General features: G+C 39.9%; 21 protein-coding genes and 1 riboswitch. Of the genes, 17 read left to right on the top strand and 4 right to left on the bottom strand.

The genetic code is table 11. The annotated features are described in order from the left end of the window. Positions 1-212 precede the first annotated feature (212 nt). Together K1I44_RS11440 and K1I44_RS11435 are read left to right on the top strand one after the other, a co-directional pair. Positions 213-908: an ATP-binding cassette domain-containing protein gene (locus K1I44_RS11440; protein WP_219986192.1), complete on the top strand. Its 696-nt coding sequence runs from the start codon at positions 213-215 to the stop codon at positions 906-908. Between the two features lie 43 nt (positions 909-951). Beyond that, positions 952-2,094 (top strand): hypothetical protein, encoded by a 1,143-nt coding sequence (locus K1I44_RS11435; protein WP_219986191.1) that lies wholly within the window; start codon positions 952-954, stop codon positions 2,092-2,094. 149 nt (positions 2,095-2,243) lie between these two features. On the opposite strand, the gene K1I44_RS11430 is transcribed toward K1I44_RS11435, so the two are convergent. Both K1I44_RS11430 and thiC read right to left on the bottom strand, forming a co-directional pair. Further along, positions 2,244-3,707 (bottom strand): potassium/proton antiporter, encoded by a 1,464-nt coding sequence (locus K1I44_RS11430; protein WP_219986196.1) that lies wholly within the window; start codon positions 3,705-3,707, stop codon positions 2,244-2,246. A 113-nt stretch (positions 3,708-3,820) separates the two neighbouring features. Then, positions 3,821-5,509: a phosphomethylpyrimidine synthase ThiC gene (gene thiC / locus K1I44_RS11425; RefSeq protein ID WP_219986190.1), complete on the bottom strand. Its 1,689-nt coding sequence runs from the start codon at positions 5,507-5,509 to the stop codon at positions 3,821-3,823. Between the two features lie 107 nt (positions 5,510-5,616). Further along, positions 5,617-5,731, bottom strand: a riboswitch (TPP riboswitch). Positions 5,732-6,024: 293 nt separating this feature from the next. Here thiC and K1I44_RS11420 point away from each other — a divergent pair. Together K1I44_RS11420 and K1I44_RS11415 are read left to right on the top strand one after the other, a co-directional pair. Beyond that, the gene (locus K1I44_RS11420) at positions 6,025-6,327 is read left to right on the top strand and encodes a PH domain-containing protein (RefSeq protein WP_255573392.1); all 303 of its coding nucleotides are present in this window, start codon (positions 6,025-6,027) and stop codon (positions 6,325-6,327) included. Between the two features lie 47 nt (positions 6,328-6,374). Beyond that, positions 6,375-6,575: a PH domain-containing protein gene (locus K1I44_RS11415; protein WP_309138136.1), complete on the top strand. Its 201-nt coding sequence runs from the start codon at positions 6,375-6,377 to the stop codon at positions 6,573-6,575. Between the two features lie 54 nt (positions 6,576-6,629). Here the strand turns inward: K1I44_RS11415 and K1I44_RS11410 are convergent, their stop codons facing one another. Then, complete coding sequence (locus tag K1I44_RS11410; RefSeq protein ID WP_003397460.1) at positions 6,630-7,340, bottom strand: NAD-dependent deacylase; 711 nt, start codon at positions 7,338-7,340, stop codon at positions 6,630-6,632. Between the two features lie 244 nt (positions 7,341-7,584). On the opposite strand from K1I44_RS11410, the gene K1I44_RS11405 reads away from it, so the two are divergent. Further along, positions 7,585-7,764, top strand: coding sequence for a small acid-soluble spore protein H (locus tag K1I44_RS11405; protein ID WP_003397457.1), 180 nt, complete (start codon positions 7,585-7,587; stop codon positions 7,762-7,764). 38 nt (positions 7,765-7,802) lie between these two features. Here the strand turns inward: K1I44_RS11405 and K1I44_RS11400 are convergent, their stop codons facing one another. Then, positions 7,803-8,684, bottom strand: a complete 882-nt coding sequence (locus tag K1I44_RS11400) for a LysR family transcriptional regulator (protein WP_370627997.1) — start codon at positions 8,682-8,684, stop codon at positions 7,803-7,805. A 136-nt stretch (positions 8,685-8,820) separates the two neighbouring features. On the opposite strand from K1I44_RS11400, the gene K1I44_RS11395 reads away from it, so the two are divergent. From K1I44_RS11395 to K1I44_RS11340, 12 genes are all read left to right on the top strand, one after another. Next, positions 8,821-10,602 carry an assimilatory sulfite reductase (NADPH) flavoprotein subunit gene (locus K1I44_RS11395; RefSeq protein WP_219986189.1) on the top strand — a complete coding sequence of 594 codons (1,782 nt, stop codon included), beginning with the start codon at positions 8,821-8,823 and terminating at the stop codon, positions 10,600-10,602. Positions 10,603-10,607: 5 nt separating this feature from the next. Further along, positions 10,608-12,329 carry an assimilatory sulfite reductase (NADPH) hemoprotein subunit gene (gene cysI, locus K1I44_RS11390; protein WP_219986188.1) on the top strand — a complete coding sequence of 574 codons (1,722 nt, stop codon included), beginning with the start codon at positions 10,608-10,610 and terminating at the stop codon, positions 12,327-12,329. A 226-nt stretch (positions 12,330-12,555) separates the two neighbouring features. After that, positions 12,556-13,119 (top strand): glycerol-3-phosphate responsive antiterminator, encoded by a 564-nt coding sequence (locus K1I44_RS11385; RefSeq protein ID WP_219986187.1) that lies wholly within the window; start codon positions 12,556-12,558, stop codon positions 13,117-13,119. Continuing rightward, the gene (locus K1I44_RS11380) at positions 13,119-14,219 is read left to right on the top strand and encodes an ABC transporter ATP-binding protein (RefSeq protein ID WP_219986186.1); all 1,101 of its coding nucleotides are present in this window, start codon (positions 13,119-13,121) and stop codon (positions 14,217-14,219) included. The genes K1I44_RS11385 and K1I44_RS11380 overlap by 1 nt, the downstream gene beginning before the upstream one ends. Then, a complete protein-coding gene (locus K1I44_RS11375; protein ID WP_219986185.1) occupies positions 14,191-15,069 on the top strand; it encodes a carbohydrate ABC transporter permease in 879 nt (292 codons plus the stop codon). Before K1I44_RS11380 ends, K1I44_RS11375 begins: the two co-directional genes overlap by 29 nt. 56 nt (positions 15,070-15,125) lie before the next feature. Further along, positions 15,126-15,881, top strand: a complete 756-nt coding sequence (locus K1I44_RS11370) for a carbohydrate ABC transporter permease (protein WP_051157477.1) — start codon at positions 15,126-15,128, stop codon at positions 15,879-15,881. Between the two features lie 19 nt (positions 15,882-15,900). After that, entirely contained in the window at positions 15,901-17,232 is a 1,332-nt protein-coding gene (locus K1I44_RS11365; RefSeq protein ID WP_370627996.1) for an ABC transporter substrate-binding protein, read from the top strand. Between the two features lie 51 nt (positions 17,233-17,283). After that, positions 17,284-18,000, top strand: a complete 717-nt coding sequence (locus tag K1I44_RS11360; protein WP_219986184.1) for a glycerophosphodiester phosphodiesterase — start codon at positions 17,284-17,286, stop codon at positions 17,998-18,000. Between the two features lie 7 nt (positions 18,001-18,007). Continuing rightward, the gene (locus K1I44_RS11355; RefSeq protein ID WP_219986183.1) at positions 18,008-18,319 is read left to right on the top strand and encodes a DMT family transporter; all 312 of its coding nucleotides are present in this window, start codon (positions 18,008-18,010) and stop codon (positions 18,317-18,319) included. Positions 18,320-18,342: 23 nt separating this feature from the next. Then, complete coding sequence (locus K1I44_RS11350) at positions 18,343-18,660, top strand: YbjQ family protein (protein ID WP_006321821.1); 318 nt, start codon at positions 18,343-18,345, stop codon at positions 18,658-18,660. Between the two features lie 555 nt (positions 18,661-19,215). Next, the gene (locus tag K1I44_RS11345) at positions 19,216-19,788 is read left to right on the top strand and encodes an NYN domain-containing protein (protein ID WP_255573391.1); all 573 of its coding nucleotides are present in this window, start codon (positions 19,216-19,218) and stop codon (positions 19,786-19,788) included. A gap of 60 nt (positions 19,789-19,848) precedes the next feature. Next, positions 19,849-20,133 (top strand): type II toxin-antitoxin system HicB family antitoxin, encoded by a 285-nt coding sequence (locus K1I44_RS11340; RefSeq protein ID WP_255573390.1) that lies wholly within the window; start codon positions 19,849-19,851, stop codon positions 20,131-20,133. Positions 20,134-20,425: the final 292 nt, after the last annotated feature.

The raw sequence follows: 20,425 nt of genomic DNA, 5'->3' as shown, positions 1-20,425 counted from the left end.
AAAATGACATTGCCCAATCCATTACTCGCTTTGAACAGTACGTTCTACAACACCCGGATGAGGTGTTACGCCGCATGGGGTGTGCTGTGTGAATCAGAGGTTAAAATGCCAATTTGGATGTATATAGAACAAACGATCGATCGTTTGTGTGTTCAGTTGTAAATCTTTAATTCAACTTACTATATTTGAAATAAATAAGTGAGGGTGAACATATGTTACGGTTAGAACATATCACTATAAAATACAATGAAAGAGTGATCTTTCGTGACTTAAGCTATCAATTTCAAGAGAATAAAATATATGGTTTAATCGGGAGAAACGGAGCGGGAAAGACAACATTGTTGAAAACGATCGTACGTTTGAAAAAAGAAGAATACGGAGATATTCTTTGGGGGGATGTTTCCATTAAAAACAAAGATTATTTTGATTTGGATGCTACGTTCATTGGTGATGATCACTCTTTTTTTCAAGATTTGACGATGTACGAACAAATGTTATTTTTATGTAAAATTAAGGGGATTCAAAAAACAAAAGCACAAAAGAAAATAGAAGAAATTGTCGACTTGTTTAAGTTGGGAGACCACATTGATTATTTTCCTCATGCGCTTTCGCGGGGGACGCTTCAAAGGTTTAGTATAGCTTTTGGGTATTTAAGAGGGAGTAAGTTGCTGTTACTGGATGAACCTTTTATTACCCTTGATCCAATCCAAGTGAATACATTGGAAAAATTATTAATATCTCAAAAAAGTCCGAACAGAATTATTGTTGTTTCTAGCCATGATTTGGATAGTTTAGAAGACATTTGTGATGAATATTTAATCATTAGAGATAAGAACGTTATTCGTTATCTTCCTAATGAAATTGGACGGTCAACAATTACTCAAATCATTGGTGATAGTTATGAATAGTCATATTGTATATTATTTTATACTTAATCAAATGAGAAAAGGGATGCGGATCGTCAAACAATATCCTTTCTATGTCGTTGGGATGATTGTTGCTGTGTCTTTTCTTGTTCCCGTAGCAATCGATTTGAGTCGTGTTTATGAGAGTATCATTAATAACTATGCTCCTTATTTGATTTTTGTTTATGGGGTAGTAAAGTTGTTTCAAAATAACCCGATCATAAATGTTCCGTTCCAAATTTTTCAGTATCGGCTTTTTAATTTTAAAAAATTTAAGCAATATTTGCTCATGAAAATGAGTTTCCCAAGCATCGTTTTTTTGATCGTCTATATGCTATTCATGCAGCAGGTCAGCACATCGTTGATTATAGCTCTATTAGTTAATATTCTTTTTAATTACCTATGCTTTGTTCGTTATCAATATGAAATATTGTATGTTCAGTTGCTCATGGTGGGTACAGTTGTGGTAGGTTTCATAGCGATTTATGTAAAGGCGATAACAATTGCAGCTTTGATGTTTATAGCGATGATCATACATTTGTTTTCGTTAAAATCGTTAGATTACTCATTATTGCATCGCTACTATCAAATTATGTCTAAAATGGGAGAGGGACTGTTAAATAAAGACATAAGTAAAATATTGGAGATTCAACAGTTACTCACAGCAAAAAAAGTGTCATCAAATACAAAGTTATTGCTGAAGTATTATGATCAAGACTATCCATTTCACCTCATGAGGGAAGCTTTAAAAGTGAGGTATTATCAGAAAGATTTTTTTGTTTACATAACAACGTTGTTGCTATTTAGCATCTCAGGAATTTGGCTAGACCATTTTTATTATCAAGCGGGTCACATGTTTTTAGTCATTGTTTTTACAGATCATATGTTGACGAAATTGAACAAATATGAGTTAGAAACAATGAAAAAAAGCCTAGTTTTTCACATAAACTTGAGACAGTATGTGAAAAGAAAATATATATGCCACCTTATTTTCATGTTAGTGCCAATCATTTTAAGTTTTCCAATTTTGATAAAGTTGCCACTTTCCCTTTTGTTAATTTGGGGATGTTTACCCCTGAAAAATGTGTTATTTAATTATACAGAAAAAAGGTTTTTCAGAGTGATGCTGTATGTTCTGGGGGTTTTACTGTACTCTTTTCCTTATATAGAAATGACATGGCTCCATTAATTCATGAGCATTCAAATCCGTGCCATCTATGAAAGTTCTGTTTTTGTAAATAATAAACTGAGCCGGAATGATCACTTCAAAAGTGAGCCACTTTTATAATCAGAGTTTCTATAAATGGGAGAGGGTAGGGGGACAGCCCCCTGTCTTTATTAGAATGACATATCTTCGGTAATTGAAAATATTTTATAAATCTCTGATCTTCTTCCTTTTTCGATTAATATATAAACAACATCATTTTCGTGTAATCTCACGTTTCCTTTCGGGGTAATAATTTTCTCATTACGAATAATAGCCGTAATTAAGCAATCCTTTGGCAATGGAAGTTGACTAATCGTCATTTTTAGTAAATGTGACTGCTTATTACTAATATGGACTTCAACAATTTCCTTATTTGCTTTCGTCGTTGACGTCAGTTCGAGGGAGTGAGCCACTTCCCTCTTTTCTCCGAGTAGCAGTCCTAAATGCTTGGCTAAAAAAGAAGTTGTTGATCCTTGAATAAGGGCGGAAATGAGCACGATAAAGAAAACAATATTAAAAATGAGCTGACTATTTTCAATGTTCGAGATAAGTGGGTAAGTTGCCAAGACGATCGGAACAGCACCTTTTAACCCAGCCCAAGAAAGGAATAGCTTTTCCTTAATAGAGAAATTCATGTTTATTGTACTTATCATGACGCTAATCGGCCTTGCCACAACAATAAGTAGGATAGCTAGGGCGACGCCTTCCCATGCTACTTTTACTAGTTCATTTGGAAAAACGAGTAGTCCGAGTAAAATGAACATAAATATTTGCATCATCCATGCTAGCCCTTCGTTAAAACGAAAAATAGAATGGCGATAAACGAGTTGTGCATTGCCGACAAAAACGGCCATAGCATATACTGAAAGAAACCCACTACCTTTTAGCAGGGCTGCTATACTATAAGAGAGTATCGCAAACGATAAAGATAGAGTGGGGTATAATCCCGAGGAATCAAGATTTATTTTATTCAAACACCACACAGTTAATTTTCCTACTCCAAGCCCAACAAGAATACCGATAACGATTTGCCAAATAAAGCTGAGAAAGGTGTGGAAAATAGATAGTTCTGGCTGTTGGATAAATGTAATCAAGGAGAGGGTTAAAATAACGGCCATCGGATCGTTCATCCCCGACTCAGCTTCTAGTGTTGCTGAGAGACGGCGATTTACATAGACGCTTCCTAACGTAGCAAATATTGCTGCAGCGTCAGTCGAGGAAACGATAGCGCCTAATAAAAATCCCTCGGCCCATGAAACGTGTAAAATGTATTTGGCAAATATGCCTACACAAATGGCAGTAATTAGCACTCCAAACGTTGCAAGGGAGGCAGCGGGAGCTAAAACTTTTTTTAATGTATTCCACTTTGTGTTCATCCCACCTTCAAACAAAATAACGATTAACGCAAAAATACCAACAATCTGGGTGAGAAAAGCGTTATCATAATATATAAATTTGGATAAAATCATTCCGACGAGTATGTAAAATACAAGTGACGGCACGCCTAGCCAAGAAGAAAATTTCGTTGTGAATACACCAATGATTAGAAGCAATCCTAACAGAAAAATGATGAAATCTGTGAGCAAGTGAGTCACCTCTTTCAATATTTTCTACTTAAAGTTACGACTTAAATTTAAGCTACAGTAAATGGAATGTCAACGAATATGACTTAAATAACGTTTTTTGTAATAAAAATGCAAGCTGAGCGCTATCTCTCAGCTTGCATGATGTTTGTATATTCAACAAATTGTTTTGCCTTTTCTTTCATTGCTTCGCTTTGTAGTGTTTTTTGCAATTCATGAGAAATATTCATTGAACAAAATTTTGGACCGCACATCGAACAAAAATGAGCAAGCTTTGCTCCTTCGGCCGGTAGCGTTTCATCGTGATATTCACGTGCGCGCTCAGGATCTAGTGACAAGTTGAATTGATCTTGCCAACGGAACTCAAATCTCGCCTTTGATAATGCATCATCACGCGTTTGTGCGCCAGGGTGTCCTTTTGCTAAGTCAGCAGCGTGGGCAGCAATTTTGTAGGCGATGACTCCTTGGCGGACGTCTTCTTTATTCGGTAGGCCGAGATGTTCTTTTGGTGTCACATAGCAAAGCATGGCCGTACCGTGCCAGCCGATAAGCGCTGCACCGATAGCTGAGGTGATATGGTCGTAACCTGGTGCAATGTCGGTAGTGATAGGACCTAGCGTATAAAAAGGTGCCCCGTGACAAATTTCAATTTGTTTATCGACATTTTCTTTAATTTTATGCATTGGAATATGCCCTGGACCTTCGATCATCACTTGGACATCATGTTCCCAAGCGATTTTTGTCAACTCCCCAAGTGTTTGTAACTCGGCGAATTGCGCTTCATCGTTTGCGTCTGCAATTGAGCCTGGACGTAATCCATCCCCAAGTGAAATAGCAATATCGTAAGTTTTTAAAATTTCGCAAATTTCTTCGAAGTGGGTGTATAAAAAGTTTTCTTCATGGTGTGCTAAACACCATTGTGCCATAATTGAGCCACCCCGAGAGACAATACCGGTTGTTCGGTTGACTGTTAGTGGGATATAGCGAAGTAAGACACCTGCATGAATAGTAAAGTAGTCTACGCCTTGTTCGGCTTGTTCAATTAATGTTTCACGGTAAATGTCCCATGATAAGTTTTCGACAATGCCGTTCACTTTTTCTAACGCCTGGTAAATAGGTACAGTTCCAATCGGTACAGGGGAGTTGCGAATAATGTATTCTCGTATCTCATGTATATGTTTTCCTGTCGATAAGTCCATGACCGTGTCGGCACCCCAACGAATAGCCCAAAGCATTTTTTCAACTTCTTCATCCATTGAGGATGTAACGGAAGAGTTTCCAATATTCGCATTAATTTTTACATGAAACTTGCTTCCAATGATCATTGGTTCACTCTCAGGGTGATTGATATTAGCTGGGATAATTGCTCTTCCTGCTGCCACTTCCTGTCGAACAAACTCTGGATCCATCTGTTCGCGAATAGCAACAAACTCCATTTCAGGTGTAATGATTCCTCGTTTCGCATAATGCATTTGGGTCACAACTTTCCCTTTTTTCGCACGAAAACGTCTAGGTGAAAAAGGAATGTTTGTTCTCGCTAATGAAGGGCTATATTCTTCTACATCGCCACGCTCCGTTATCCATTTTTCTCTTAATTTTGGCAATCCTTTATGAATATTTGGTTTGAAGAGTGGATCGGTATATGGTCCGCTTGTATCATAAACGCGAATCGCCCCATTTTCTAATATTGTTGTTTCTGTTTTTGTTGGCGACAGTTGAATTTCACGCATCGGAACACAAATATCTTTTCGACTTCCTTGCACATAAACCTTTTTACTTGATGGAAACAGCATGTTGGAAAATAAATCGTTCATTCTTATTCGCTCCTTTTCATTTTTTAATAGGAGCAATGCCAACACGTAAAAAAATCAGGTTCCATAAAAAGAACCTGATTTTGTCCGCAAATAGTACAAGCGAATGACACTCGCACCATCTACTTCCCTACGCTGGCATCACCCAGATCAGGTTCAAAGGGTCAAAGAACTTTTACGCGTTCTTCTCTCAGTCCAAGCTATTGGACTCCCCTAGTAGATGAGAAATTATGAACTTTAAAAATAGTCTAACATATGATAAAAATGTTGTAAAGTTATAAATGAAAAACTTGTTAAAATGGAGGCATAGTGGACGTACGAACCGATGATTTCGGGATGGAGTTCGTATGTTAGAAGTGCAGTGATAGAAGCGTGAAAAAGTGGTGTGTAAGAAAACGGGGAATGTTCTATCGAAACGTGCTGTGTCTATATGGCGCATATATGAAGCTATTCGTTTCATTATTTTTTCCTTTCTGTACGTAATTGTTAGTTTTTTCGTTTCAACATGGGTCGTTTTGATGTTTGTCTGTTTGTCGATTGTAGATGGCATGTTATTCGTTTTCTTCGTTCCACGCTGGAAATGGGAACGTTGGTGGTATATGATACGCGATCAGGAAATCGGGCTTGAGCATGGGGTGTGGATTCGTAAGCGTACGCTTATTCCGCTTCGCCGCGTGCAACATGTTGATGTAAAGCAAGGTCCATTAGCAAGAAAGTATAAACTTGCTTCGCTTTATATTTATACAGCAGCAATGGCACATGAAATTCCATTTCTTGATGAACAAGAAGCAGAGAAGTTGCGTTACACATTTCTTCTTTAGTAAAGGAAGATGAACATGATGAATGAAGCGAGAAACGGTTACATCCGATTGCGATTGTTATTTACATAACTAAGCGGTTAAAGCATCGTATTCAATCGTTAACAATCTCTCAATCTCGTATGCAACAACGACTCGGATTATGTACCGTACACGCAACGGTCATGCCAGGTATATGCAAAAAAGTCGTTGATGTGGGCGAACATGAGGCACAAGCAATATACGAATCGTTTTTGGGAAATAAGGTATGAAAAAGAAATATTTCAAGTGTCCCAAAAGAGCACGCTTTTGGGACACAGTTATTTTTAAAGTAATTCGTCAATTTCCTGCAGCATTTCCCCAATTTTACGGTCATGTATGAGTAAATCTGCCCAATCGTCTAATGGAGTCGGTTCCATATTTACGATCACGAGTTTTGCACCTCCACGTTTAGCGGCGACAGGAAGTTCGTTAGCTGGCGATACTTGTAAAGAAGAGCCGAGTACAATCCACAAATCTGCTCGTTCGGCTGCTGTCCATGCTTGTTCAAACGCATCATGCGGCAATGGTTCGCCAAATAAAACAACGGAAGGGCGCAAAAAACCACCGCACGTGCACTTCAACTGTTCGTCTACATACCGTTTTGCATCATATGTTTGTTTGCAGCGCGAGCAATGAACGGTTCGCAACGTTCCATGTAATTCAATGACATTTGTACTACCTGCTCGTTGATGAAATCCATCGACATTTTGTGTGATAATTTGATGAATAAGCCCTCGTGTTTGCCAATTTGCTAAAATTGTATGTCCGATATGTGGTTGGCATTCAAGAAGCGCGCGAATGCGATATTGGTAAAACGCGATAAATTCCTCGCGGTTATGTTGCAGAGCATACGTACTCGCTAATTGTTGTAGGTTTTTCGTACGCCAAAGTCCTGATTTTGCCGAACGAAAATCGGGAAGTCCGCTCTCTGTAGACATTCCCGCCCCAGTAAATACGACTGTATACGAAGACTTTTTCAACCACTTTTCTAGCATTATCTCCCTCCTCTATAGATCAACAATTACTTCTATGTTCGCCCTGCTCTTCCTTTATTTTCACATATGTTTATGAGAAAAAAGGACTTTCGATTCATGTGTATAAAAAATAAGAGCAGCATACCAACCTTGAAGTGACCCCTGTCTACTTGACAGGGGTCACTTCACCTTGTGGGTGCTCTTTTTTGTATATTTTTAACGTGAAACGTAGATGATAATAATCGTTTGAAGGGAGGGAAACAACATGAACGTAACACGTGCGCAACAAATTGCTCAATCGCCCGATATGAAAAATGTAACGTATAATGGAAAATCGGTATATATCGAACATGTCGATGCGCAAACGGAAACGGCAACAATCCATTTTTTAGACAATCCGGAAAATCAACAGCGTGTTCCAGTGTCACAGCTAGCAGAGCATTAAGACGAAAAGGATGTAACAGAGCGGGATAACCGTACTCGTTACATCTTTTTTCGTTCGAGAAAATCAATAAATAAATGAACAATTTTTTTGCTTTTCATTGTCGGTGCATAAAGATAAGAAAACGTTCGGTAAAAAGGGGGGTGCTTTAAACAGACGATCGATAAGTGACCTTGTTTTAATTCGCGCTCAATGACATGGCGCGAAAGAAAGGCTAATCCATTTCCACGCATTAGCGTTTCTTTAATTCCTTGATTGCTGCTGATGATCATGAGCGATTTAATTTTTAATCCATTTGAACGAATAAAATGGTTAAAGTATTCACGTGTGCCAGAGCCTAATTCGCGCGTAATCCATATTTGATTTTGTAGATCGCTTATACATACTTCTTGTTTGTGAACGAGCGGGTGATCGTTTGAAGCCACGATGACAAGCTCATCTTGCATGAATGGATAAACAGCCAATTCTTTTTCGTTCGTTTGCCCTTCAATTAAGCCAATATCGGTTTCATATGAACGGACAAGCTCGACGATCTCCTTCGTGTTGCCAATCATCACTTCGAAGTGTAGCTCTGGATAATCGTCTTGTAAAGAAAGTAAAAAAGAAGGAAGCACGTATTCCCCGATCGTAAAACTAGCCCCGATTTTCAATGTTCCTTTCACACAATCGTGGTATTCTAAAATATCTTGTTTTGTTTGTTCGTACAAGGCAATCATTTTTTTAGCTCGATCGTAAAGTAATTCGCCAGTCGCTGTCACTTGTAGTTTTTTTGGCGAACGAATAAATAGTTTCGTTTGAAATTCTTTTTCTAAATTTTTAATGTGCAAACTGACGCTCGGTTGGGATAGATGGAGAATTTCCGCAGTTTTTGTGAAGTTTTTCACCTGTACTAAAGTCATAAATGTTTTTAATTCGTCGTACACAGCTATCGCCCCTTAATCATTAAAAAAATAAATAGTTCTGATAATTTATATTTATTTTACTAATTTTATTTTTTGCGGTAAAGTCAAATAAAACATACTTGATTTATAGGAATAGTAGAAAAACGAGAGGTGAAAGATGTTGCCATTTCAAGTGACGAATAGCCCATTTAACGAACAACAAGTTGACTTGCTCAACCGACTTTGGCCGACATTAACGCCAGCGCAAAAGCTTTGGTTAAGCGGATATTTAGCTGCTACCGAATTTGCGAGCACAGCGGTACAGCAAGAAGCCCACGTATCGAAAGAAATAACGATCCTTTACGGCTCACAAACAGGAAATGCACAAAAATTGGCAGAAAAAACTGGAGAAGCACTCAAAAGTCGTGGGTTTCATGTTCATGTTTTATCGATGCTTGATTTCAAACCAAACGACTTAAAAAAAATCGACACGTTGCTTGTTGTCGTTAGCACGTATGGTGAAGGGGAACCGCCAGATAATGCTTTATCATTTTACGAATTTCTCCATAGCAAGCGCGCACCAAAACTTAACCATCTTCGCTTCTCCGTATTGGCGCTTGGTGATACGTCGTATGAACATTTTTGTAAAACGGGGAAAGACTTCGATCAACGGCTAAAAGAACTCGGGGGAGAGCGGTTATACGAGCGCGTCGATTGCGATGTCGATTATGAGGAAGGAGCGGCGAAGTGGCTTGATGGGGTGCTTAGTGAGTTGAATAAGCAAGGTGGGGGTTCCGTCACCGTCCTTCCCCAGCAAAAGCAAGTGAAGCCTGCTTCTAACTACTCGCGCAAGCATCCGTTTCAAGCGGAAGTATTAGAAAATATCAATTTAAATGGACGCGGCTCGAACAAAGAAACACGCCATATTGAATTATCGCTTGAAGGATCAGGCATTGTATTTGAACCGGGGGATGCGCTCGGTATTTTTCCGAAAAATGATCCAGCGCTTGTTGATCTCATCATTCAGGAGATGAAATGGAGCGGTGACACATGCGTCTCTGTTGAAGGAAAAGAGGAAACGTTGCGTGAAGCACTTCTTTCCCGATTGGAAATTACCGTCTTAACTGAGCAATTATTGCAAGCGCTCGTTTCGTTTTCACGCCATCCAGATTTTCATGTGCTCCTTTCTTCTGAACAAGAAGTGAAAAGAAAGGAATATATGAAAGGGCGCGATGTGCTCGATGTTCTTCGCGATTTTGGTCCGTGGGATATGTCGCCAGAGCAGTTTGTTTCTTCTTTACGTAAGTTGCAGCCGCGCTTTTATTCGATTGCCAATAGCTTGCTTGCTTATCCTGATGAAGTGCATATCACCGTTGGTGCAGTGCGTTACGAAGCGCACGGACGTTTACGTAAAGGTGTTTGTTCGACGTTTTGTGCGGAACGTTTACACGTTGGCGATCAACTTCCGGTGTTCGTTCATCAAAATCCGAATTTTAAGCTCCCAAAAGACGCAAATACGCCAATCATCATGGTGGGACCAGGTACGGGTGTTGCGCCGTTTCGCAGTTTCTTGCAAGAGCGTGAGGCAATAGGGGCGAAAGGGAAGTCGTGGCTATTTTTTGGCGATCAACATTTTGTGACTGATTTCCTCTATCAAACAGAGTGGCAAGCGTGGTTAAAAAACGGCATATTGACGAAGATGGATGTTGCCTTTTCACGCGATACGAAAGAAAAAGTATACGTGCAACACCGAATGATTGAACAGAGCAAAGAACTGTTCCGATGGTTAGAAGAAGGAGCAGCCGTTTATGTTTGTGGCGACAAACAACGCATGGCCAGAGACGTTCATGAGACGCTTATCCATATTATTGCGAAAGAAGGAAGTATGACAAGCGAACAAGCAGAAGAATATATAGCCGAAATGCAAAAACAAAAACGTTACCAACGTGACGTATATTAGGGGGGATGATTGTGGAAAAGTTTGCATTAACACCGCCAGATGGACCGCCAAGCGATGTTGAACGCATTAAACGGGAGAGCAACTATTTGCGCGGCACATTGAAAGAAACGATGGAAGACCGTATTACTGCTGGTATTCCAGAAGACGACAATCGACTAATGAAATTTCATGGAAGTTATTTACAAGATGACCGCGACTTACGAGCAGAGCGACAAAAACAGAAGCTAGAACCTGCATACCAATTTATGATTCGCGTCCGCACGCCAGGTGGGGTGGCGACGCCTGAACAGTGGCTTGTGATGGACGAATTGGCGCGGATGTATGCGAACGGGACGTTGAAACTTACGACACGACAAGCATTCCAGTTTCACGGCGTATTGAAATGGAACATGAAAAAAACGCTCCAAGCCATTAACGATGCACTGCTTACGACGTTGGCGGCATGCGGCGATGTCAATCGAAACGTCATGTGCAATCCGAATCCTTACCAATCGGAAGTGCATGCAGAAGTGTATGAATGGGCGAAAAGATTAAGTGATTATTTACTGCCACAAACAAGGGCATATTACGAAATTTGGCTCGATGAAGAAAAAGTCGCTGGAACGCCAGAAGTAGAACAAGAACCGATTTATGGGGCGCTTTACTTGCCACGAAAATTTAAAATTGGTATCGCCGTACCGCCGTCAAACGATGTCGATGTATTTTCGCAAGACCTCGGTTTGATCGCCATCGTGGAAAACAGAAAACTTGTAGGGTTTAATGTAGCGATCGGTGGCGGCATGGGAATGACGCACGGCGACCGTACAACATATCCGCAGCTCGCAAAAGTGATCGGTTTTTGTAAACCAGAACAGGTGATTGATGTGGCAGAAAAAGTCGTTACCATTCAGCGTGATTATGGCAATCGCTCCGTGCGTAAACACGCTCGCTTTAAATATACGATTGACCGTCTCGGCTTAGAAGCGGTGAAGACTGAGCTAGAGCATCGCCTTGGGTGGAAGCTAGAGGAAGCACGTCCGTATTATTTCGAGCATAATGGTGATCGTTACGGTTGGGTAGAAGGTGTAAACGGAACGTGGCATTTTACGTTATTTGTCGAGGGCGGACGGGTGAAAGATACAGATGATTATCCACTGATGACAGGCTTGAGGGAAATTGCAAAAGTGCATACGGGCGATTTCCGTCTCACCGCTAACCAAAACTTAGTCATCGCCAATGTGCCAAGTGAGAAAAAAGAAGAAATTGATGCGCTTATTCAGCAATATAAATTAACAGATGGGAAACATTATAGTGCCCTTCGCCGCAATTCGTTAGCCTGTGTGGCTTTGCCAACGTGCGGACTAGCGATGGCAGAAGCGGAGAGATATTTGCCGACACTCATTGATAAAATTGAGGAAATTGTTGAGGAAAACGGGCTTCGTGACGAGGAAATAACGATTCGCATGACCGGCTGTCCGAATGGCTGTGCCCGTCATGTCCTTGGGGAAATTGCATTTATCGGTAAATCGATCGGCAAATATAATATGTATCTCGGGGCTGCATTTGATGGCAGCCGTCTCGGTAAATTGTATCGGGAAAATATCGGAGAAAAAGAAATTTTATCTGAACTTCGTATGCTCTTTTCTCGGTATGCGAAAGAACGCCTCTCTGGCGAACGTTTTGGCGACTTCGTTATTCGTGCGGGCATTGTGAAAGAAACGACAGATGGAATGAACTTTCATGACTAAACAAATCGGCTTCCCGTTTGGGAGCCGATTTTTAATTTTACTGAAACATAAATTAACAAAATATTTAAATAAATATGATATTCGATTAACAAAAGAGAATTAAAATGAAAAGCAAGAAAAGTGAATACAAAAAAGGTAGAGAAAAGGAGAAGCCATAACAACAGCGTAGAGGTTATTCTGCCGTTGTTTTCGGTTTCTCTTTTGTTTATGTGAGGGGGGAAGAAGCATGTTTCTACAAGAAAAATTTATTGCAACTATTAAGCATCCAAAGCATATGGAATATTTCCTGAAAACGAGATGGAAAACAGCATTTTTACAAACAGGAACGATTAGCGTCATAAAACGATATGTTGATTTGTTGAAAGAGCACGATCGTTATGTGTTCATACATGTTGAAAAGATCCCGGGTATTACTTGTGATAAAGAGGGATTGCAATTTTTAGCAAAATTTATCCGACCACACGGAATTGTCACGACAAAAAGCTCACTTATTCATTTAGCAAAAAAAGAAAAGTTGTGGGCGATCCAACGATTGTTTTTAGTAGATACGGATGCAATGATGAACGGTTTGCATTCAATTCAGCAAGTGGCTCCAGATGCGTTGGAGGTTATGCCCGGCATTGTACCAGAGATGATTGAGTATTTAGTCAAAAAGACGAATATCCCAATTATTACAGGTGGATTAATTCAAAATAAAAACCAAATATTACAATCCATACAAAAAGGAGCACAAGCTGTATCAAGTGGAAATCCAGAAATATGGAAATTATTTGAAGAAGAGGGGATATAATGATTGAATTAGTAAATGTTCGTAAATCGTATGATGGAAAAACATTTGTCATTGATGACATAAGCGTACAAATTCGAGAAGGAGAATTTTTTGTGCTTGTCGGACCTTCAGGCTGCGGTAAAAGTACATTACTTCGAATGATTGCTGGATTAGAAACAATTACAGAAGGACAATTGAAAATAGCTGGGAAGGAAATGAATTTTGCTCATCCAAGTGAGAGACATTTGTCAATGGTGTTTCAAAATTATGCTTTATACCCTCATTTAACAGTTGAAGAGAATATTGCACTAGGTTTGTATGGGAAGAAAATGTCGAAAAAAGAGAAAAGAAAAAAATGTTTGGAAGTATCAGAAATGCTCGGTTTAACGGAGTACATGAAAAAGAAGCCGCGTCATCTTTCAGGGGGACAAAGGCAGCGAGTAGCTTTAGCGCGTGCCATTGTTGCAGAAACTCCGATTTGCTTAATGGATGAACCGTTATCGAATTTAGATGCTAAATTGCGTTCACATATGCGTACATATATTCGTCAATTGCAACGTCAATTAGGTATGACAATGATTTATGTTACACATGATCAAGTAGAAGCTATGACAATGTCTGATCGAATGATGGTGTTATGTGACGGACGAATTCAGCAGGTGGGAGAGCCTCTGCAAGTGTACAACAGTCCTAATAATGTGTTTGTTGCTTCGTTCATAGGGTCTCCCCCGATGAATATGGCAAAAGTACAGCGACTTTACGACTCGTTTTTACTGCAACACGAATGGATTGTGAAAATTGCTGGCGATGCACATGTTCCAAATGAGTGTGTCACAATTGGTGTTCGACCGGAGCACATTAGATTGGCTCATTCGCACGAACCTCATGTTTTGTTAGAAGTCATCCATGTCGAAAGATTAGGTACGGAAACACTTGTCACATTCAGATTGACTGAACATGATCAATGGATTGCACGCTGGCATGGACAACATCAGATCGAAGTAGGACAGCAAGTGCGAATCGCTATTGATGACGAACGTATCATATTCTTTGACGACAAAGGAAAAAGAGTGAAAAGGGAGGGAGATTCTTATGCCGCATACGGTGAAACGAGTTATTGAAGGGGGGATGTATATTCTTCCTTCCTTGCTACTATTCTCGATTTTTGTATTTTATCCAATGGTTCGCACACTTTATTTGAGTATGCATATGACAGATTTTCAAGGAAATCCAACGACTTATGTCGGATTTGAGCACTTCGTTTATTTATTTGAAGATCGCAATTTTAAAGAAAGTATGAAAGCGACATTTTTGTTTGTGATATATACCGTACCACCAACTGTCATCATTTCTTTATGTTTGGCTCTTTTGGCGAATGAGAAATTACGAGGAATACAGTTGTTTCGTACATTTTTTTCATCAACGTTAGGGATGAGTGTGGCAGCTTCTTCTGTTATTTGGATGTTTATGTATAACCCGGCCGTCGGAGTAATCAACAAGATTTTAATCGCGCTCGGTGGAGAAGAGCGGCAATGGCTACTCAATCCAGATACAGCTTTAGCGGCGGTTGCCGCAGCTACAGTTTGGATGAATATCGGATTCGCCTTTTTAATCTTGTTGGGTGGGTTACAAAATATTGATTCTACATTGTATGAAAGTGCAGAAATTATAGGGATGAGTCGTTTGTATCAACTATGGAGAATTACGTTGCCGCTGTTGTCCCCCACCTTGTTTTTCGTTATAACTGTTTCGCTCATTCACGCTTTTCAAACGTTCGGACAAATTGACATATTGACGAAAGGGGGGCCAATGAACACAACGACAGTTCTTGTATATTCTATCTACCGCGAAGCATTCGTTAATTACAACTTCGGATTTGCGAGCGCCCAGGCAATTGTTTTGTTTTTCATCGTTTTAATTGTGACTGTTGTACAATTTACTTCTGCTGAAAGGAAGGTGCATTACCAGTGAGCCTTCTAATTAAAAAAATTAGTCTATATGCAATATTGGTTATTTGTACCATCATCATGATGTTTCCAATTGGATATGCATTTTTAATTAGTTTTTTAAGCGGCGCGGAGTTATTACAGGGGAAATGGTGGCCAACAACTTGGTCAATTAAAAATTATGTTATAGCTTTTGAAAAAGTTCCCCTTGGTCGTTATTTATGGAACAGCTTTGTTGTCTCCTTCATCGTTATGGTTGGGCAGCTAGTTGTCTCTAGTTTGGCAGCATTTGCATTTGTATTTCTTCGTTTCCCTGGGAGAGATCTTTTGTTTTTCCTAACCATTTTAACAATGCTAATTCCTTGGGAAGCGACGGTTATTCCAAATTATTTGACCGTCCAATCTTTTGGATGGACAAATAACTATCTTGGTTTGACAATTCCTTTTTTTGCATCAGCATTCGGTATTTTTTTACTCCGTCAACACTTTAAGACGATTCCGTTTGAATTGTATGAATCAGCACAAGTGTCAGGAATGAAACATTTTCGCTTTTTTTGGTATGTTGTTTTACCGCTGTCGAAGACGAGTTTAGCGACTTTAGGAGTTTACAGCTTCTTAACGACATGGAACATGTACTTATGGCCGCTTCTTGTGACGAATGATGAGAGTGTGCGTACCGTTCAAATTGGTTTAAAGCAAATGCAAACTCAAGAAATGGCTACTGAATGGGGGGTGGTGATGGCTGCAGTTATGATTATCATTTTGCCAACATTAATTTTGATATTTATCGGACAAAAGCAACTACAAAAAGGTTTAATGCAAGGAGCAATCAAATAATGAATAGGGGGAAAACATAGTGAAAAAGTGGATATCTACTTTGCTTATTGCATCAACTTTAGTTGGATGTAACAGCGGAAGCGACGAAACGGTATCAAAAACAAATGATCAAAAAGGTGAAGAACAACAAGTCCAAAAAACAGAAGTTGTATTTTGGCATGCGATGAGTGGGGACTTGGAAAAGGCGTTAAATGAAATAGTTGCTGATTTCAATGCTTCACAATCAACAATTGAAGTAAAGCCTGTATTTCAAGGGACGTATGAAGAAGCGTTAACTAAGTTCAATGCGGTAGCAGGAACAAAAGACTCTCCGACTTTAATGCAAACATTTGAGATCGGAACAAAATACATGATTGAAAGCGGAAAAATCGAGCCTGTTCAAAAGTTTATTGATGAAGAAGGATATGACGTATCACAATGGGAAAAAAACATTGTCAACTACTATACAGTAAATGGAACAATTTATTCTATGCCATTTAACTCGTCGACTCCAGTACTCATTTACAATAAAGATGCTTTTAAAGAGGCAGGTTTGGATCCTGAAAAACCACCAATGACATATAGTGAGTTGAAGGCGGCCGCAAAACAGTTAACGAAAGACGGCAAATACGGATTTTCGATTTTAAATTACGGTTGGTTTTTTGAACAGATGCTAGCTGTTCAAGGTGGCCTTTATGTGAATGAGGAAAATGGTCGAAAAGGTGAGGCAACAGAAGTAGCTTTTAACGGAAAGGAAGGGCTACGTGTATTTGAATTAATCTATGATATGTATAACGAGGGTACTTTTTATAATGTAGGCCAAAATTGGGATGACATGCGTGCAGCTTTTCAATCAGGGAAAATGGCTATGTATCTAGATTCATCAGCTGGGGTACGGACGATTGTGGATAGTGCGCCGTTTCAAGTAGGAGTGTCCTATTTACCGATTCCAGACGACGTGGAGCGGCAAGGTGTCATTATCGGAGGAGCTTCATTGTGGTTGATGAAAGATGTAGACGAGGAGAAGAAAAAAGCAGCGTGGGAGTTCATGAAATATGTGACAACACCAGAGGTGCAAGCGAAGTGGCATGTGAATACGGGCTATTTTGCGGTTAATCCATCTGCATATGATTTACCAATTGTGAAAGAGCAGTGGGAGAAATATCCTCAGTTGATGGTGACGGTAAATCAATTAAAGGAAACAAAAGCAACACCAGCTACCCAAGGGGCATTAATTTCTATCTTTCCACAAGCTCGCCAAAAAATTGTAAGCGCAATGGAAAGTCTATATCAAGGTGTTGACCCAAAGGAAGCACTTGAACGAGCGGCAAATGAAATTAACCGGGAGCTAGAAATGGCGAAAAAAAGATAAGAGGGGTGCCCACTGAGGGCATCCTTTCATCATGTGAGAGGTGAAGTTGTCATGTACATTTATGCGCATCGAGGATTCAGCGGTGAATATCCTGAAAATACAATGATCGCCTTTCAACAGGCGTATGATTTAGGTGTAGATGGCATAGAGCTAGATGTGCAAATGACGAAAGATGGGGAGTTAGTGGTCATTCATGATGAACGCATTGAACGAACGACTGACGGAATTGGTTATGTAAAAGACTTTTCTTATCGTCAACTTTGTCGTTTTGACGCAGGAAGCTGGTTTCATCCACGTTTTGCAGGAGAACGCATTCCAGCATTAACAGATGTTTTAGAGTGGCTAGCTAATCAAAAGAGATCAATTGTTTTGAACATTGAGTTAAAAAATGGTATAATTCGATATGATGGGATGGAGGAAAAGTTACTAACGTTGCTGGATTCATATCGTTCATGGACCCATCGTGTTATTATTTCATCTTTTTCTATTCAGAGTCTATATAAGATGCGGCAACTCGCGAAAGACATCAACCTTGCCCTGTTAGTGGAAGGAACTGAGCAAAATGTATTAGATGTTGCTCGGTCGTTAGACGTAAAAGAAGTTCACGTCGACTGGACATTTTTTATTTCAGCAGAAGGGGAGAAAGTAAGGCAAGAGATAGATACTTGTGTATACACAATTAACGAGGCATCATTGCTTAACAAGCTGATCGGAAGTGGCGTGAAAGCAGTCATGACTGACTTTCCTGATCGTATGATTAGGAGATGAAAGGGATATGTATTGGTTGTATTTGTCGGTCGCAATTGTATTCGAAGTTTTAGGGACGACTGCAATGAAATGGTCGAACGGTCTTACCAATGTGTGGGCAACGGTAACGATGATAATTAGTTATGGGGTTAGCTTTACGGCACTTGCTGTAGCTTTGAAAGGAATTGATGTATCAGTTGCTTATGCCATTTGGTCAGGGTTAGGTATTGTATTCATCTCACTTGTCGGATTTTTCTTGTTTCAGGAAATAATGAGTGCCAAAAAAGTGATGGGGATTATTTTTATTCTTTTCGGAGTTATCCTATTAAAAACAAGTTGAATAAACACAGGAGGTCGTTTTACATGATCGTTACAACAACAAACAGCATCGAAGGAAAACAAATTGAACAATATCTCGGGTTAGTGTCTGGTGAGGTGATTTTAGGGGCGAATGTCGTTCGTGATTTTTTAGCGAGCATTACAGACATTATCGGTGGGCGAAGTGGAACGTATGAAAGCAAGTTAGCAGAAGGACGTGAAATGGCTGTGCAAGAAATGGTGAAAAAAGCGCGCAATATGGGGGCAAATGCAGTAATCGGTGTCGATCTTGATTTTGAAACGTTGCGCGATGGCATGATGATGTGCATCGCGACAGGTACAGCGGTGAAGTTGAAGGAATAGAGAAGGGGGAGAGGAAGCTGAATCGGGTTCTTCTCTTTTAATCAAGGTAAGAAAACATTCTTGTTAGAAAGGTTTTCGGGGACTTGAAAGAAAAAAGCTCTCTTGGTATGAAGAGGGGGTGCCGATGGAAAGTTGACCCTAACATCAGACGTACACAAAATTGCGAAATTGAACACTTGTGGTGAAGAGCCTTTGTTTTTTTCTCGTGCATGCATGGCTTGGGGTGTCATGAATGATTGACAATACCGACGTAATATATAAAAATCACACAAAGCGTCCAGAAGAACAGGCAGTCATCGCCCTTGGTGGAGATGCGGGAGTGAAAGCCCGCCTGAAGTTTTGTGAATGGAGTCGATCCATAGCGGGAGGGGCTATAGATTTTTGTTTTACCACTATGCAATAGGCGAGCTCGTTACGTGACAAGGATGGTGTGTGTTGACATGTCGTGTTTTTGTTGTATAATTGTGCATAGAATAAACGCTGTCGTTCGTATGGATGGCAGGTCAAGAAGGGAGCGGCATCGTGTCGCTCCTTTTGTTTTTCATGTGGGGAGGGATGTTTTTGTATTCACGAATCGCCTTATTTATTGATGGCGGGTATCTTGACAACGTATTGAAATGGCATGAAAAAGCAAAAATTGATTATGGTAAGCTTGCTGCAGCTATGGCTAACGACCACTTGCTTCTAAGAACGTACTACTATCACTGTCTCCCTTATCAATCTCCAAACCCATCTTTAGAGGAAAAAGAGTATTTTTCCAATGCTCAAAGTTTTTTCAAAAGATTGAACAGGCTAGAAAGCTTCACTGTTCGAGAAGGAAAACTTGCATTCCGCGGTATTGATGATCGCGGTTTTCCTGTGTTCGAGCAAAAGCGTGTCGATGTTATGCTAGCGACAGACTTAGTGATGCATAGTACGAAAAAACTGATTACGCATGCAGCTCTTTTAACAGGGGATAGCGACTTTTTGCCAGCGTTGCAAATTGCACAATCAGAAGGGGTGCATATTACTCTCTATTATTCTGATGAAAGCGACGACATTCGTCCGCACGATGAACTGTTGGATATTGTAGATGATCGGAGGTTGATCAATAAGGAGTTCATCCACAGCATTAAAAGAGGATCATGACATAGTGTATTACATTGGCCATTGAAACAAATCTATGCTCCAATAGAGAGGACAGTGCATATGAAAAAAGACCGCTATATTTATCCGGCTATTTTCGATGATGACAGTGACGGGATATCTGTGGAATTCCCTGATCTTCTTGGATGTTTCACGTGTGGCGATACAGAAGAGGAAGCGCTGCAAATGGCAAAAGAGGCATTGGCACTGCATTTATACGGATTAGAACAGGAGAATGAAGTCATTCCGAATCCTTCAAAATTGTCGGACATTCCATACAAAAATAATAAAACCGTTGTCTTTATTGAAGTATGGATGCCGACTTTTCGACACGAAATGGAAGCTTAGCTATAAAAAAGACGTTAACGATTCCAAAATGGCTTGATGATTTAGTGGAAGAACAGTATGTGAACGATTCGTAAATTTTTTAAGAGATGTTAAAAAGCATTTGCACGGTTACGATTGAGAAATAAAAGAGGATTATGTATAACAGATGTGGGAATGTTTGTATATGAATAAGTTAGGAAAAGATTTGAGAGGATGGAACAGGCAGCCATCGCCCGTGGTGGGGATGCGAGAGTGCCAACCCGCCTGAAGTTTTCTGAATGGAGTGGATCCATAGCGGGAGGGGCTATGGATT

Source organism: Anoxybacillus sp. ST4 (genome assembly GCF_019448545.1).
Classification (GTDB): Bacteria; Bacillota; Bacilli; order Bacillales; family Anoxybacillaceae; genus Anoxybacillus; species Anoxybacillus pushchinoensis.
The sequence above is the reverse complement of the archived record's forward strand: the minus strand, read 5'-3'. Positions and strand labels throughout refer to the sequence as shown.